14 protein-coding genes are annotated in these 13,331 nt (G+C 42.3%); 2 read left to right on the top strand and 12 right to left on the bottom strand.

The features are described 5' to 3' along the window. Positions 1–11: 11 nt before the first annotated feature. Positions 12–950 carry a beta-ketoacyl-ACP synthase III gene (locus tag C6344_RS01220; protein WP_012009552.1) on the bottom strand — a complete coding sequence of 313 codons (939 nt, stop codon included), beginning with the start codon at positions 948–950 and terminating at the stop codon, positions 12–14. 169 nt (positions 951–1,119) lie between these two features. Between C6344_RS01220 and C6344_RS01215 the strand changes: the two genes are divergently transcribed. Next, positions 1,120–1,353, top strand: a complete 234-nt coding sequence (locus C6344_RS01215) for a hypothetical protein (RefSeq protein ID WP_034663296.1) — start codon at positions 1,120–1,122, stop codon at positions 1,351–1,353. Between the two features lie 9 nt (positions 1,354–1,362). Here C6344_RS01215 and C6344_RS01210 read toward each other — a convergent pair whose 3' ends face one another. From C6344_RS01210 to C6344_RS01195, 4 genes are all read right to left on the bottom strand, one after another. Then, entirely contained in the window at positions 1,363–1,560 is a 198-nt protein-coding gene (locus C6344_RS01210; RefSeq protein ID WP_003211983.1) for a ComZ family protein, read from the bottom strand. 10 nt (positions 1,561–1,570) lie between these two features. Then, positions 1,571–2,533 carry a BMP family ABC transporter substrate-binding protein gene (locus tag C6344_RS01205; RefSeq protein ID WP_034663299.1) on the bottom strand — a complete coding sequence of 321 codons (963 nt, stop codon included), beginning with the start codon at positions 2,531–2,533 and terminating at the stop codon, positions 1,571–1,573. 90 nt (positions 2,534–2,623) lie between these two features. Further along, a complete protein-coding gene (locus tag C6344_RS01200; protein WP_106048728.1) occupies positions 2,624–3,196 on the bottom strand; it encodes a nad binding enzyme in 573 nt (190 codons plus the stop codon). Positions 3,197–3,271: 75 nt separating this feature from the next. Next, a complete protein-coding gene (locus C6344_RS01195) occupies positions 3,272–4,012 on the bottom strand; it encodes an alpha/beta fold hydrolase (RefSeq protein ID WP_060595993.1) in 741 nt (246 codons plus the stop codon). 211 nt (positions 4,013–4,223) lie between these two features. Between C6344_RS01195 and C6344_RS01190 the strand changes: the two genes are divergently transcribed. Next, the gene (locus C6344_RS01190; protein ID WP_003211779.1) at positions 4,224–4,418 is read left to right on the top strand and encodes a YjzD family protein; all 195 of its coding nucleotides are present in this window, start codon (positions 4,224–4,226) and stop codon (positions 4,416–4,418) included. A gap of 118 nt (positions 4,419–4,536) precedes the next feature. Here the strand turns inward: C6344_RS01190 and C6344_RS01185 are convergent, their stop codons facing one another. From C6344_RS01185 to argB, 7 genes are all read right to left on the bottom strand, one after another. Then, positions 4,537–5,802, bottom strand: coding sequence for an MFS transporter (locus C6344_RS01185; protein WP_034663308.1), 1,266 nt, complete (start codon positions 5,800–5,802; stop codon positions 4,537–4,539). 168 nt (positions 5,803–5,970) lie between these two features. After that, positions 5,971–6,150: a YjzC family protein gene (locus C6344_RS01180; RefSeq protein WP_034663316.1), complete on the bottom strand. Its 180-nt coding sequence runs from the start codon at positions 6,148–6,150 to the stop codon at positions 5,971–5,973. A gap of 102 nt (positions 6,151–6,252) precedes the next feature. Beyond that, entirely contained in the window at positions 6,253–7,203 is a 951-nt protein-coding gene (gene argF / locus C6344_RS01175; RefSeq protein WP_060595992.1) for an ornithine carbamoyltransferase, read from the bottom strand. Then, positions 7,200–10,280, bottom strand: coding sequence for a carbamoyl-phosphate synthase (glutamine-hydrolyzing) large subunit (carB, locus tag C6344_RS01170; RefSeq protein WP_060595991.1), 3,081 nt, complete (start codon positions 10,278–10,280; stop codon positions 7,200–7,202). Before carB ends, argF begins: the two co-directional genes overlap by 4 nt. Then, entirely contained in the window at positions 10,273–11,334 is a 1,062-nt protein-coding gene (locus C6344_RS01165) for a carbamoyl phosphate synthase small subunit (protein WP_106048729.1), read from the bottom strand. The genes carB and C6344_RS01165 overlap by 8 nt, the downstream gene beginning before the upstream one ends. A gap of 69 nt (positions 11,335–11,403) precedes the next feature. After that, positions 11,404–12,555 carry an acetylornithine transaminase gene (gene argD, locus C6344_RS01160; RefSeq protein WP_106072662.1) on the bottom strand — a complete coding sequence of 384 codons (1,152 nt, stop codon included), beginning with the start codon at positions 12,553–12,555 and terminating at the stop codon, positions 11,404–11,406. Continuing rightward, positions 12,552–13,328, bottom strand: a complete 777-nt coding sequence (gene argB / locus C6344_RS01155; protein WP_034663330.1) for an acetylglutamate kinase — start codon at positions 13,326–13,328, stop codon at positions 12,552–12,554. Before argB ends, argD begins: the two co-directional genes overlap by 4 nt. Positions 13,329–13,331: the final 3 nt, after the last annotated feature.

Here is a 13,331-nt window from a genome sequence, read left to right as displayed (position 1 = left end):
ACCTCACTCTTTTATCGGCCCCATCGCATAGCGATTGCGCCCCACGTTAATCCGCCACCAAAACCAACCATTACAATCACATCGCCGTCATGAATTTTTCCGGCTTCGATTTCTTCACATAGTGAAATTGGAATAGATGCTGCTGATGTGTTTCCATATTTATGGACTGTCTTCGACATTTTTTCAACTGGCAGCTCTAGGCGTTCGCGGGCTGCTTCCATAATGCGAATATTTGCTTGATGCGGAATCAAGAAGTCAACGTCTTCTTTTGATAGTCCAGCTTTTTCGATGACGTTTACGCTTGACTCGCCCATTTGTCTTACAGCAAATTTAAATACTTCTCGTCCATTCATGATTGTATGATCTTTTTCATCTAAGTACAAGTGCTTCCCGCCTCTTCCATCGGCTCCAAGCTCAAATGAGAGAATTCCTTTCCCTTCGCTGACCTCTCCTAACACAGCAGCACCTGCTCCATCTCCAAACAGAACAGCTGTATTGCGGTCATCCCAGTCGGTAATGCGAGAAAGCTTTTCAACGCCAACGACGAGCACGTGCTTGAAAGTTCCTGATTCGATAAATTGTTTTCCAGTAACAAGCCCATACATAAAGCCAGCACACGCAGCGCTAATATCCATTGCACATGCTTTATGTGCACCGAGCTGCTCTTGAATCATACAAGCGACTGTCGGAAATGCTTGATCTGGCGTGACTGTCGCCACAAGAATCATATCGATATCTTCTGCAGCCACATCTGCGTCAGCTAATGCTTTTTTTGCAGCAGCAAGCGCCATATGAGATGTATTGACATCATCAGAAGCAATTCTTCTTTCTTCTATACCTGTTCTAGTACGAATCCATTCGTCAGAAGTTTCAACCATTTTTTCTAAATCAAGATTTGTTAACACTTTTTCAGGTATATAGCGGCCAAGGCCAATAATTCCAGCATTCATTGAATAAGACTCCTTTTACTCATACGAGCATGTGATATTGTGATCTTATATTAGTATCTGGTACTAATTTTACCTTATTTTTTTCTCCTTGGCAATACAAACGTCTAACCTTTCCTCTCACTTTTTTCATAGATTATTGATATACCGATAGTAGAAAGGAGCATGTGATATGGCGCAAAAAGATATTTTTTCGGCTATGATGTTTGGCCAGCCGCTTGAAAAGGAGAAAAGCAAGACAGAAGCAAAGGAGGAACGTGAGGAGACATCTCCAAGTGAAGACTCAATTGATTACATGCATGTCATGAATCAAATTGGGAACATTATGAACTCCATCGATGAACTGAAGCCTGTGTTTAAAGATGTTGGCCCTATGATTAGTGCCTTCAAGAAAAAATTATCATAAAAAAAGCCACTATTCTGTGGCTTTTTCTGATTCTGCATCTGCTTTCCCAAGCTCATATGCCTCTTGCATGACAGATGTAAACAATGATAAAAGCGGCTGAAGAGCTTCGGGCTCAAGCTGAATACCCGCTTTATCTAATTCTTCTTTTGCCTGCGGAAAATACTTCATGGCAATTTGTAAAAACTCCATCGATTTTTCGTGCTGCATCGTCGTATCCTCACTTTTCATTTGGCAGTTTGCCAGTTTTTTTGTAAGTCGCAATATCACTTTCAATATCTTTCACAAAAGCACGGTCAATGGTGGAACTAAATTTCCCCATTTCGATCACTCCTTCTTTAAAATCAAAGGAGTAGTCACCTTGTTCGTTTAGCTTGCCTTCATTAAATTTCTTCGCAATAATAGTGTACGCTTTATCCACATGCTGGACTGTGCTTGTTAAGACGGTATGACTGCCGAGGTTGGATTGATCAGTGACATATCCGATCGCTGATAAATTATCGGCTTTGATTTGTTCAATGACAGGGATATTATAACCATCGCCTGCTGGATATACAACATCTACGCCCTGCTTTTTCAATTTTTGATAGAGCTCCACGGCTTTGTCAGCATCATCCCAGTTTTCGACAAACTCGGCAAGCACTTGTACATGTTCATCTTGATATTTTGCACCTTTGATAAAGCCATCTACTTCGCTTTGCCAATCATATGTAGCAAGAATACCAATCTTTTTTGATTTTGACATATGTGCTGCTGTCATGCCTCCGAAAAAGCCCATCGCTTCACCTTTAAACGTCACATTCGCGACATTATCCGCCTGAGGCTTGTTTCCATTTACCGTGATAAATTGTGTTTTCGGATAATCTTCACTAATTAAGTTGAAAATTTCGCTGTATTCATTACCATGGCCAATAATCAAATTGACTCCTTTTTTGTGAAATTCTTCAATGGCATCAACGATTTTCTCTTTGTCGACCATTCCTTCCTTATAATAAACATCTACACCAAATGTTGATTGAATATTTAATAAGCCTTTATAACCTTTCGTTCCCCAAACTTGATCATTAATTGTATCGGGGACGAGTAAACCCACCTTCTCAATCTGTCCTTTTAAAGGTGCCTGTGAGCAGGCAGATAATAGGAGAAGGAACGAAAAGATCATGACAAGCCGCTGATACTTCATGCCATGTTCAACTCCCTTTGCCACATGCAGGCATGAACCTGTATGTTAAATATAGGTTTATTTTATACTGAAAAAAGATAAGATGGAAGATCATTCTTGCTTTTTGTCGAAAAATGTTGAGTTTTGTCTTTTCCATTCTACCATCATTTCTTCTGCTTGTTTGTCATCCGTTTGTCTTTCTACCTTCAATTCATGTGTTTCCTGTCTTTGTTCAGTGCCCGATGCCCACTTGAACAAATCCCTTGCCACATCTTCTACAAAAAATGCTTCATCACGCTTAGTTCTTTCTTTATTAAGTGCCCATGGTCCGAACATGCGAGGGAGAATAACAGCCGGCACATTCTGATTGGACGATTCGTCTTCGGTTTTTTCGTAAAGAACCCGGTACATGCCATGCTTCGCTTTCATGTCTTTGTGTCGTTTATCTGATTCCTCTGATTGAATAAAGATGAGGTCATACGTGTCTTTTCCATCCTGAAGGTCAATGACACGGAAGAGATCATTTCTGCCGAGCCACATCATTCGCTCTTCTAATAACATCTTTTGCTCTTCTGTATGATCATGAGGACATGTGATATCCACTTGAATGCCCTCTTTCATCATATATTCACACAGCGCTAGACCAAAAAATTCATCTGCCCCTATGATCAGTCCTGTTTCCATGTTCATGTCCCCTTTTTTAGCTTATCGAATAAAAAGAAGAGCCCTTTCCATGAAGGGCTGTTATCATCCTATTCATCACAATTCTCTTTCATGCGATTTATAAAACTTGTGAATGGATTGAAAGATTCTTCTCGGATGATCAAACATATGCAAGGTGAGATCGATCTGACAATGCTCTGGATTCTTCATATGCTGATCTATAAAAGGCTTTGCATGCAGTTCATATGCATACGGTGCGCCGTTTAGTCTTTGCCATATGTGAATCGGTACATGAGCAGAATGAACAGGGCAAGCAGGGAGCGGGTACGTTTCCGCTTCCTTTTCAGAGCAGCCGTAGCTTTTCGCTAATTCTTTGATCAGCTGTTTATAAAAGAATTTGTGTTCCTTTTCTCTTTCTCGTTGTGCATAGAGATGCAGACATGGATTCACGAGCGCAATGGACCTTAGCACTTCTGGCATCTCTTCAGCAAGGCTCATGGCAACGAGTGCGCCCATCCCCTCTGCCAGCACATGAATTTCCCGGTTTAATATTTCTTGTTTTAATGTGTGATGAACGAGCTGCTTTGCACTAAAAACAGCATCTTCGCATCCCCAGTGATTCCCATGAAGATGACTATTAAACAATGTATATCCTTCATCCTTTAAGGCAGTTAAAAGCTGGTTTCTTCCATAGTGCTGAAGCCAGAATGATGTATTTTCCTGCACAAAGTGATTTCGGTCACCGAGGATAAGAATGCCAAAGCCATTTGGTTTTTGAGGAAGGTGAATGACGTTCCACTGGGAACCAAGCTGGAAAAACCGTTCGCTTACACCCATATGGCCAGCCTCCTTTCAGTGATTCTGCTTTCTATGATATGAACAACAACTCTTGTAGGAATAAGGAAATCCCCTAAAGAGAGAAGAATTCTTTTTATTTTTATAGCAGAAGGTCTTAAAATGGTCACATAAAGGCTAAAACAGTCTTTTCCCCTCACTCGTATCTATGGTATGATAATCAATAGATTGTTACATAAAGGACGGTGGGATTATGCATTATATTATCACCCTCATTTGGACTTTTCTGCTGACACATATGGCTGGTTACATCGTTGCCTCGATGAATGGCGCTGCTTATGACTTTACTTTGACTTCTATTCTTGCAGTGGTGTTTACGGTTATTTTATTCATCTTTGCTGAAGTAAGTCCAATGAAAGAAACGGAAAGTTCAACAAAACACTCTTAATACGTAAGACTTGATTGCTGAGGAAGAGCTAAAATGATGTTGATTTTAGCTCTTTTTCTTTTTGATTGAAAAGCGGTACGCTAAAACCCCCTGCAGCCACAGGGGGTTTTTTTATCGATTACACCTCGACGGTTTCGGACTTCTGTTTGTCTGCTGTCAAATGGCTTTTCGCAAGCCCTGTAAACAGGAAGATCGCGATACCAGATAAAATTTCAAGGACCCCACCGCCAGCAATGACAGGTCCTGCTCCAAACCTTTCTGCCAGAACACCTGATACGACAGCTGCAAGCGGGAGAAAAACATTTGATGAAGCATTGATCACGGCGTATACTTGCGGCTGATCGTCTTGGTCGACAGACGTTTGAATAATGACCATTTCCGGTACATTGATCGCACTAACGGCGGCACCGAATATAAAGGATGCAAGTAGAACGACCGGCAGCCATGTACTCATCCCTGTGATAAAGAACGCAGCTCCTTCAATCATACCAGCGACAATAAAGAACAAACCAAATCTCTTAATTTTCACTTTCGCTAGAGCAAAGCCCATCATAAACGCGCCGACTGCGGCAACACCTCTTAAAATGGAATACACCATGGAATCGCTTTGCAGTGCTTCTGCTACGTATACAGCAGATAGTGCCTGCCACGGTGCTGCGGCGACATTCATTAAAATACAATACAGCGTCAGTGCAAATAAAATGTGATGATTTTTAACGACGAGAAAACCTCTTTTTAAGTTATACAAATATGTATTCTTTGCTTGTTTAATGCCTGCTGCTTTTTCTTCATCGGTTTTCTTTAGTTTGACGCCGATAATAAACAGGCCGGATATGATGAATAAGGCAGTGGTGATGAGCAGGGTATCTGCAGGTCCGATTAATTTGACCAAGAGACCAGCCACCATGACTGCTGCAAGTGCGACAATCTCAAAAGAAGATTGCAGGATGGCATTTGCTTTTTGAATCAGATGCTTCGGAACAATCTGCGGTAAAATGGCCACAGAGGCTGGATTATATGCTGCACCTGTTGCCGATTGAATAACCATTAATGAGATCAATAACCATAAAGGCAATAGATGCGAAAAATGCAGAAGCGGAATAATGAGTACAATTGTTGCTCGAACGACGTCTGAAGCGAACATCCATTTAGACAAATGGTGCTTTTTCATAAGAGGTCCTAGTATTGGGGCTAACAAAGATGAAGGAAGAACGGTTACTGCTAGGAGAAGTCCTGTACCGAGTGCTCCATCCCCTCTCAAAATCAATAGCCAAAGGACGGATGTAAAAGCAAAACTTTCTCCTGTGTTTTTAATCAGTCTTGATATGAATAATGAGGTGAAGCGTTTATTCCAAACACTTTCACTGAGATTCGTCTTTTCCATCACACAAATCCTTTCAACAATATATTCCAATTACATATTTTACCTTAAATTTTCTTTTTTTTATACTGTTTTTTGAAAATTGGAACTTAATTGATTTTTATTATAAAGAAAAAAGAGGCATGACACATGCCTCTAAAGACTTATTCCTTCTGACTCTTAGTCAATTGCTTATGGCTTTCTTTGGTAGGTCCAAACACGATTATGGTTCGAGTTATCCGGAAAGACGTCGCCTGCTTGAAGCTTAATCTTTAAAGGATCTTTCACCATACTGCCGGTTTCACCGATCTCGATATACACACCATTATTCGGTGCTTTATTCCCTGATTTAAATTGATGCTTCTGACCCATTCCCATCCTCCTTTCTCGATGATGTTATTATGTCCCGTCACTTGCCTCTCCAATCCTTTATGCAAAAAGTCCCTGCTCCTACGAGTCAGGGACACTTTTCATTTAATTGGTTTGTTGATACATGAGCTCTTTGATTAACGCTTTTTGTACATGCAAACGGTTTTCTGCCTGCTGAAAAACTTTTGAGTGCGGCCCGTCAATAATGTCTGCTGTCACTTCTTCTCCGCGGTGTGCCGGGAGACAATGAAGGAAAATATAATCCTTTGCTGCATAACTCATTAGTTCGTCATTGACTTGATATTCTTTAAATTCAGCAAGACGTTTCTCTGTTTCTTCTTCCTGCCCCATGCTTGTAAACACATCGGAATAAATGACATCTGCATCTTGAACAGCAGCGACAGGGTCTGTCGTAACGATGACTTCTGCGCCTGATTGTTTTGCAAACTCACGTGCCGTGTCTGTTACTTCTTGGAGCGGTTCATAGCCTTCTGGTGATGCAACAGCAATGTCACAGCCTAGCTGCGCACAGCCAACCATCAAGGAGTGAGCCACGTTATTTCCGTCACCAATATAGGCTACTTTGATTCCTTTTAATGTTCCTTTTACTTCTTTGATTGTCAATAAATCAGCAAGTGCCTGACATGGATGGGAGTAGTCAGTCAGTCCATTGATGACAGGAATAGACGCGTATTGTGCTAGCTCCTCGACCTTCTCATGTTCAAAGGTCCGAATCATAATGCCATCTACATAGCCAGACAGCACTTGTGCCGTATCACTGATCGTTTCTCCTCTGCCAATTTGCAAATCATTTGAGCTGAGGAAGAGCGCATGTCCTCCTAGCTGCGTCATTCCCGCTTCAAACGATACACGGGTTCTAGTTGACGATTTTTCAAAGATCATCGCTAACGTTTTCCCTTTGAATAAATCCTGATAGGGATTTTGTTTCATTTCTTCCGCTTTTTCAATTAAATAAGCAATGTCATTGATTGAGAAATCTTTTAACGATAAAAAGTCTTTTCCGTATAATGCCGGTTGCACGTCGACTTGACTCATGCCGTCACTTCCTTTTTATATAATTCTTTGAGCGATACTGGTGATACATCTCCATTTTTCCCTTGCAGGAATGCTTGAGCTGTTTCATCTTCGGTTAGAACTTGGACGCCATGTGTGAGTGCTTTTACACGCTGCTCTTTTGCCTCTTCATCTTCCCCTAAATGGATATGAAGCGACTTATCTTCGTTTTGCAGCCAAGTTTCAAAGCTGTCCGTCCAGACGTCAAAGCCTGCATGTTTCGCTTTATCTACCAATTGTTCACTGCCTTTTATAAAGAGGCTGCCTTTCTGATGCCAGATTGACGCAAACACTTTTTTCAAAGCGCTTTCGGCGTTCTTGCCTACACACATTCCTTCTCCTGTCGCTTTCATTTCAGGTGTCAGCTTTAAGTCAATATCTTGAATGGCATGTGATGAGAAGACTGGGAATTTGACCGCTGTTCCCCCTTTGTTTTTCGTTGCAGGGTTCAGTTCTTCAAGCGTCGCACCCGCTAATAATTGAGTCGCAAGCGGAATCATGTCAATGCCCATTACTTTGCTGACGACTGGAACCGTCCGGCTTGCCCGCGGATTTACCTCTAGTACAAGCGCCTGATCCCCTTTGATCACAAATTGGATATTCATAATGCCCTTAAACGCTAATTTCTTCGCTATTTGTTCGGACGCAGTATGCACCTGCTGTTTGATGTCTTCGCTGATGGAGACACTTGGTAAAATGGCAAAGCTGTCACCTGAATGGACGCCCGCTTTCTCTATATGCTCCACGATCGTTGGAATGAAGGTCGTTTTTCCGTCAGAAATCAGATCCACTTCAACTTCTTTTCCAGTGACATACTCATCAATTAAGATCGGGTACGGCAAATGATCTGGCTGATCAAGCAATGATGTCAAATGTGCTTCTGACTGGACAACGATCATCCCCATTCCGCCAATGACATACGATGGGCGAATTAACACAGGGTAACCAATGATTCTGGCATGTGCGAGTGCTTCTTCTTTTGAGTCAGCCGTATTTCCTTCTGCATGAGGAAGATTCAGTTCATCAAGAAGCTGATAGAACAAATCACGATCTTCGAGCGCATCTAGCGTGTCAAAGGATGTACCTAACAACGTGACACCGGCTTTTTCTAAGCCTTCTGCTACATTGATGGCAGTCTGTCCGCCAAATTGGACGATGACGAAATCAATTTTTTCTGCTTCGACAACGTTTAAGATGTGCTCTAATGTAATGGGTTCAAAATATAAACGATCTGCGATCTCATAATCCGTACTGACCGTCTCTGGATTGTTGTTCATCATGATGGTTTCAAAGCCAAGCTTTTGCAGGGTAAGAACGCCATGAACTGCACTATAGTCAAACTCGACTCCCTGCCCAATTCGAATCGGACCAGAGCCAATGATGAGTGCACGTTGCTTTGTTTTCTCCTGATGCTCTCCATCACTTTTGCCAAAGTATGTGGAATAGAAGTAGTTCGTTTTTGCATCAAATTCTGCCGCACATGTGTCGACAATTTTAAATGAAGCCGTAATGTCATATTCTTGACGAAGCTGTCTAATGGCCTCTTCACTGTGGCCTGTAAGAAGAGCAATCGTTTCATCCAGGAAGCCCTTTTCCTTTACCTTTTTCAAGGTGTCTTTTGAGAGCGTTCCCTCATGGTTCTTCAATTCCTGTTCGAGAATGATCATATTCTTGAACACATGTAAGAAGAATAGATCAATTTTCGTCGCTTGATGAATCGTTTCGACCGTTTCTTGTCTTGAAAGAAGCTCCATGACAGCGAAGAAACGTCGATCGTCTGGTGTTTTGATAAGTTCAAATAGTTGTTCAGTCGATTGGTCTTTCAATTCTGGCAGATGGAAGCCCTTTGTTTTGATTTCAAGGGAGGCGACGGCTTTTTGAATGGCTGACTCTAAATTACGGTCAATCGCCATGACTTCGCCAGTCGCCTTCATTTTTGTTCCTAATTGACGATCTGCCTGTTTAAATTTATCAAACGGCCAGCGTGGGAATTTCACGACGACATAATCGAGTGCCGGCTCGAAACTAGCATAAGTTGTGCCTGTGAGCGGGTTTTTGAGTTCGTCTAGCGTGTAGCCTACCGCAAGCTTTGCCGCCATTTTAGCAATTGGATAGCCTGTTGCTTTAGAGGCAAGAGCAGATGAACGGCTGACCCGTGGATTCACCTCAATGACAAAGTATTCTTTACTGAGTGGATCAAGGGCGAATTGGATGTTGCATCCGCCGACTACATCCAGTGCTGAAATGATTTTCAGGCTCGCTGAACGAAGCATTTGATAATCCTGGTCTGTTAATGTTTGGGAAGGTGCAACGACAATCGAGTCTCCTGTATGCACACCAACTGGATCGATATTTTCCATATTACAAACCGTAATACACGTATTTTGACGGTCTCTCATGACCTCATATTCGACTTCTTTAAAGCCAGCGATGCTTTTTTCAACTAAACACTGATGAATCGGGCTCGCTAAAAGGGCTCCTTCAATGAGCGGTTTAAACGCTTCTTCTGTTAAAGCAATTCCGCCGCCCTTTCCGCCAAGTGTGTATGCTGGTCTTAGGATGACTGGGAAGCCTACTTCTTTTGCAAATTGAAGGGCATCTTTCGCATTATCCACAATTTCACTATCTGGCACAGGTTCGTTCAACTGCTTCATGAGAGCACGGAATTTCTCTCGATCTTCACCGTTTTCAATTGTTTCAACTGACGTTCCGAGCAGGGTTACCCCATGCTTCTTCAGCACACCGGCTTTTTCTAGCTCGACAGCAAGGTTTAAAGCGGTCTGTCCGCCAAGGTTGGCTAAAAGACCATCTGGTTTTTCCTTTTCGATGATTCTTGTCACTGAATCAACTGAAAGCGGTTCAAAATAGATTTCATCAGCAAATGATTCGTCTGTCATAATGGTTGCTGGGTTGTTATTCACTAAAATGACTTTGTAGCCCTCTTCTTTTAAGGCCATACATCCTTGTGTTCCTGAGTAATCAAATTCTGCTGCCTGACCAATGATGATTGGACCAGACCCGATGACTAGAATGGTTTGTATGCTTTGATCTTTAGGCATGTGCAACTTCTCTCCTTGCTTGTTTCACTTTCTCAATAAAATCATCGAATACCCATTCACTTTCAGCAGGACCTGGGTGTGCTTCTGGATGAAATTGAACTGACATAATTAGCTTCTCTTTATGAATGAAACCTTCTACAGATCCATCATTGACATGAAGGAATTTCACGTCCACTTCTTTGTCATTCATGCTTTTTTCATTCACCACATAGCTGTGATTCTGACTTGTCATGAAAACACGTTTGGATTCTGTATCTTGTACAGGGTGATTCGCCCCGCGGTGGCCAAATGGAAGCTTATACGTATCCCCGCCAAGTGCGAGAGCGATTAATTGATGACCTAAGCAGATTCCAAGTGTCGGGAAGGTCATCATGATGTCATGAATGATTTTTAAATATGGCTTCATTGTTTTGGGATCACCAGGTCCATTTGACAGCAGAATCGCATCTGGCTTGATCTCAAACACCTTTTCCAGCTGTTTGTACGGAATGACGGTTACTTTACAGCCGCGCGCTTCAAGCGAATCTGCAATTGATTTTTTAAAGCCAAAATCAATGAGCGCTACATGTTCCTCGCCGCTGCCTTGTGTGTAGATCTCGTCCTCTGTCACCTGTGCGACCACATTGTCTTGTTTCATGACCGGCGGTGTTTCGTTTTCGTCTACACTGATCACAGCGTTCATCGTCCCATTAGCCCGGATGTTTTGCACGACTGCACGTGTATCTGTATGCGTCAGAAGCGGAATGTTCCACTTCTGTAAATAATCTTTTAAGCTAACCGCTGCAAGATGATGAGAGAAATTATCAGCTGCTTCATACACAACGACAGCTTTCACTTGTGGTTTTTTGCTCTCAAAGTCTTCATGATTAATACCGTAATTTCCGATGAGTGGATATGTGAAAACAATGATTTGTCCCTTATAAGAAGGATCTGTGAGCACCTCTTGGTAACCTGTCATCCCTGTAAAGAAAACCACTTCACCTGTCATGCCAGCTTCTCCTGTCAGATCTCCTTCAAAAGAGGCTCCATCTTCTAAATTTAAATAACCTTTCATGCTTGTGTCACCCCAAATTGAATAATTAGTAATATAAATGCATTTTTATGCGTTTTGGTGTAAAAAAATTTATACCGTCACTGCTTCATTTGCTAAAACCTGAGTAATCGCTTCTATTGCATGATCTATTTCTGCTTTTTCTACATTCAGCGGAGGTAATAACCGAATCACATTTGGACCAGCTGGAAGTACCAGCAACCCTTGTTCTCTAAGAGCTGTGATATAATCACCGACTGGCTGATGACATTCAATCCCTGCCATCAATCCTTTTCCGCGTACTTCTTTTACAATATTCAGTTGTTTCAGATCTTGCAGCTTTTCTAACAGATAAGCGCCTTTTTCTTTGACTTCTGAAAGAAACTCTTCTTTGAAAATGACATCGAGTGTTGCATTCACTGCGGCCATGGCAAGCATGTTGCCACCAAAGGTTGTTCCGTGTGAACCTGGTGAGAATGCATCTCCTAAAGCCTTTTTCCCTATGACCGCACCGACTGGGAAGCCGTTTCCTAAGCCTTTAGCAGAAGAGATAATATCAGGATCAAGTCCCGTTTGTTCGTATGCAAACGCTGTTCCTGTACGTCCAATACCCGTTTGAATTTCGTCTACGACCAGCAGTGCTTCATGCTTTTGGCAAAACGCTTGAACGGCTTCTAGAAATTCTGCTGTCGCTGGATTTACTCCACCTTCTCCTTGCACAACCTCAAGCATCACCGCTGCCACATCATCGACTTCACTCGTGGCAATAGCGTCTGGGTCATTAAACGGTACATAATGAAAGCCTTCCAGCATAGGGCCAAAGCCAGTTTTAATTTTATCTTGACCTGTAGCAGCCATACCAGCATACGTGCGCCCATGAAAAGAGTGCAAAAATGTCACGATATTTGTTTTCCCTGTTGCTTTACGCGCTAATTTGATCGCACCTTCATTTGCCTCAGCTCCGCTATTGCAGAAAAACACGAGGTCTCCTGAACTGTTTGCCGCAAGCTTTTCTGCTGCTTTTTCCTGCAGTCCATTTTCAAATAGATTCGATACATGCCAGACGTGATCAAGCTGCTTCTTGATGGCTTGATTGACCTTTGGGTGATTGTGGCCTAGATTTGTAACCGCAATGCCTTGTATAAAGTCTAAGTATTTTTTTTCATTTGTATCGACTGCCCAAGAACCTGCTGCCTCTTTAATTTCAACATTCCACCGTCCATACGTTTGAAAGAGATGACTCACAGGACCGCCTCCTTTTGTTTCACAATTCTTGTTCCTTTAAAGGTTTCCCCTGTAAAGATACTGCCTTTGCCATTCACGATCATGACTTCATCCACATCTCCTGATAAAGCACTCAAAGCGGATTGCACTTTTGGAATCATTCCCCCGGAAATAATGCCTTCATCAATGAGTGAAAGGGCTTCTTGTTCGGTGACGACATCTAAAAGCTCACCATTTTTTAAAATGCCTTCTACATCTGTGACAAACATGAGCTTATCAGCTTTCATGGCTCCTGCGACAGCTGATGCTGCTAAATCAGCGTTTACGTTTAACGTTTGGCATTCTTCTGTCATAGACAGCGGTGCAATCACAGGAATAAATTGTTTTTCCATTAATGCTTCTGCCATCTCTGGATGGACTTCTTTGATTTCACCAACGTATCCGTACACGTCTTGATCGAGGAAATCCGCGACAAGCATCTGCCCATCTTTCCCAGACACGCCGACAGATGAGATATCATGCTTTGCGAGCTCTGACACAAAGTATTTATTGACCGTTCCCGAGAGGACCATTTCGGCTACCTCTAACACAGGCTTCGTTGTTTTGCGCTGCCCGTCAACAAATTCTGTTTTCACTTCTAATTTTTGCAGCATGCTAGTGATTTCAGGACCTCCACCATGGACGATAGCCAGCTTAAATCCAGCAGCTTGAAGTGAGCGGACATTTTCATAAAAGGTATCTGAAAGTTCTCGAATGACACTGCCTCCACACTTAAATACGATCGTTTTATCCATGTC

This window comes from Bacillus sp. GBSW19, assembly GCF_002998655.1.
Lineage (GTDB): Bacteria > Bacillota > Bacilli > Bacillales > Bacillaceae > Bacillus.
The sequence above is the reverse complement of the archived record's forward strand: the minus strand, read 5'-3'. Positions and strand labels throughout refer to the sequence as shown.

What these genes read in the sequence shown, in the direction of transcription:
- C6344_RS01220 (WP_012009552.1), bottom strand. Translation starts at nt 950, where the DNA reads ATGAATGCTGGAATTATTGGCCTTGGCCGCTATATACCTGAAAAAGTG.
- C6344_RS01210 (WP_003211983.1), bottom strand. Translation starts at nt 1,560, where the DNA reads ATGCAGCACGAAAAATCGATGGAGTTTTTACAAATTGCCATGAAGTAT.
- C6344_RS01180 (WP_034663316.1), bottom strand. Translation starts at nt 6,150, where the DNA reads ATGGGTCAGAAGCATCAATTTAAATCAGGGAATAAAGCACCGAATAAT.
- C6344_RS01195 (WP_060595993.1), bottom strand. Translation starts at nt 4,012, where the DNA reads ATGGGTGTAAGCGAACGGTTTTTCCAGCTTGGTTCCCAGTGGAACGTC.
- carB (WP_060595991.1), bottom strand. Translation starts at nt 10,280, where the DNA reads ATGCCTAAAGATCAAAGCATACAAACCATTCTAGTCATCGGGTCTGGT.
- C6344_RS01200 (WP_106048728.1), bottom strand. Translation starts at nt 3,196, where the DNA reads ATGGAAACAGGACTGATCATAGGGGCAGATGAATTTTTTGGTCTAGCG.
- C6344_RS01165 (WP_106048729.1), bottom strand. Translation starts at nt 11,334, where the DNA reads ATGAAAGGTTATTTAAATTTAGAAGATGGAGCCTCTTTTGAAGGAGAT.
- argB (WP_034663330.1), bottom strand. Translation starts at nt 13,328, where the DNA reads ATGGATAAAACGATCGTATTTAAGTGTGGAGGCAGTGTCATTCGAGAA.
- argF (WP_060595992.1), bottom strand. Translation starts at nt 7,203, where the DNA reads ATGAGTCAAGTCGACGTGCAACCGGCATTATACGGAAAAGACTTTTTA.
- C6344_RS01185 (WP_034663308.1), bottom strand. Translation starts at nt 5,802, where the DNA reads ATGGAAAAGACGAATCTCAGTGAAAGTGTTTGGAATAAACGCTTCACC.
- C6344_RS01190 (WP_003211779.1), top strand. Translation starts at nt 4,224, where the DNA reads ATGCATTATATTATCACCCTCATTTGGACTTTTCTGCTGACACATATG.
- C6344_RS01215 (WP_034663296.1), top strand. Translation starts at nt 1,120, where the DNA reads ATGGCGCAAAAAGATATTTTTTCGGCTATGATGTTTGGCCAGCCGCTT.
- C6344_RS01205 (WP_034663299.1), bottom strand. Translation starts at nt 2,533, where the DNA reads ATGAAGTATCAGCGGCTTGTCATGATCTTTTCGTTCCTTCTCCTATTA.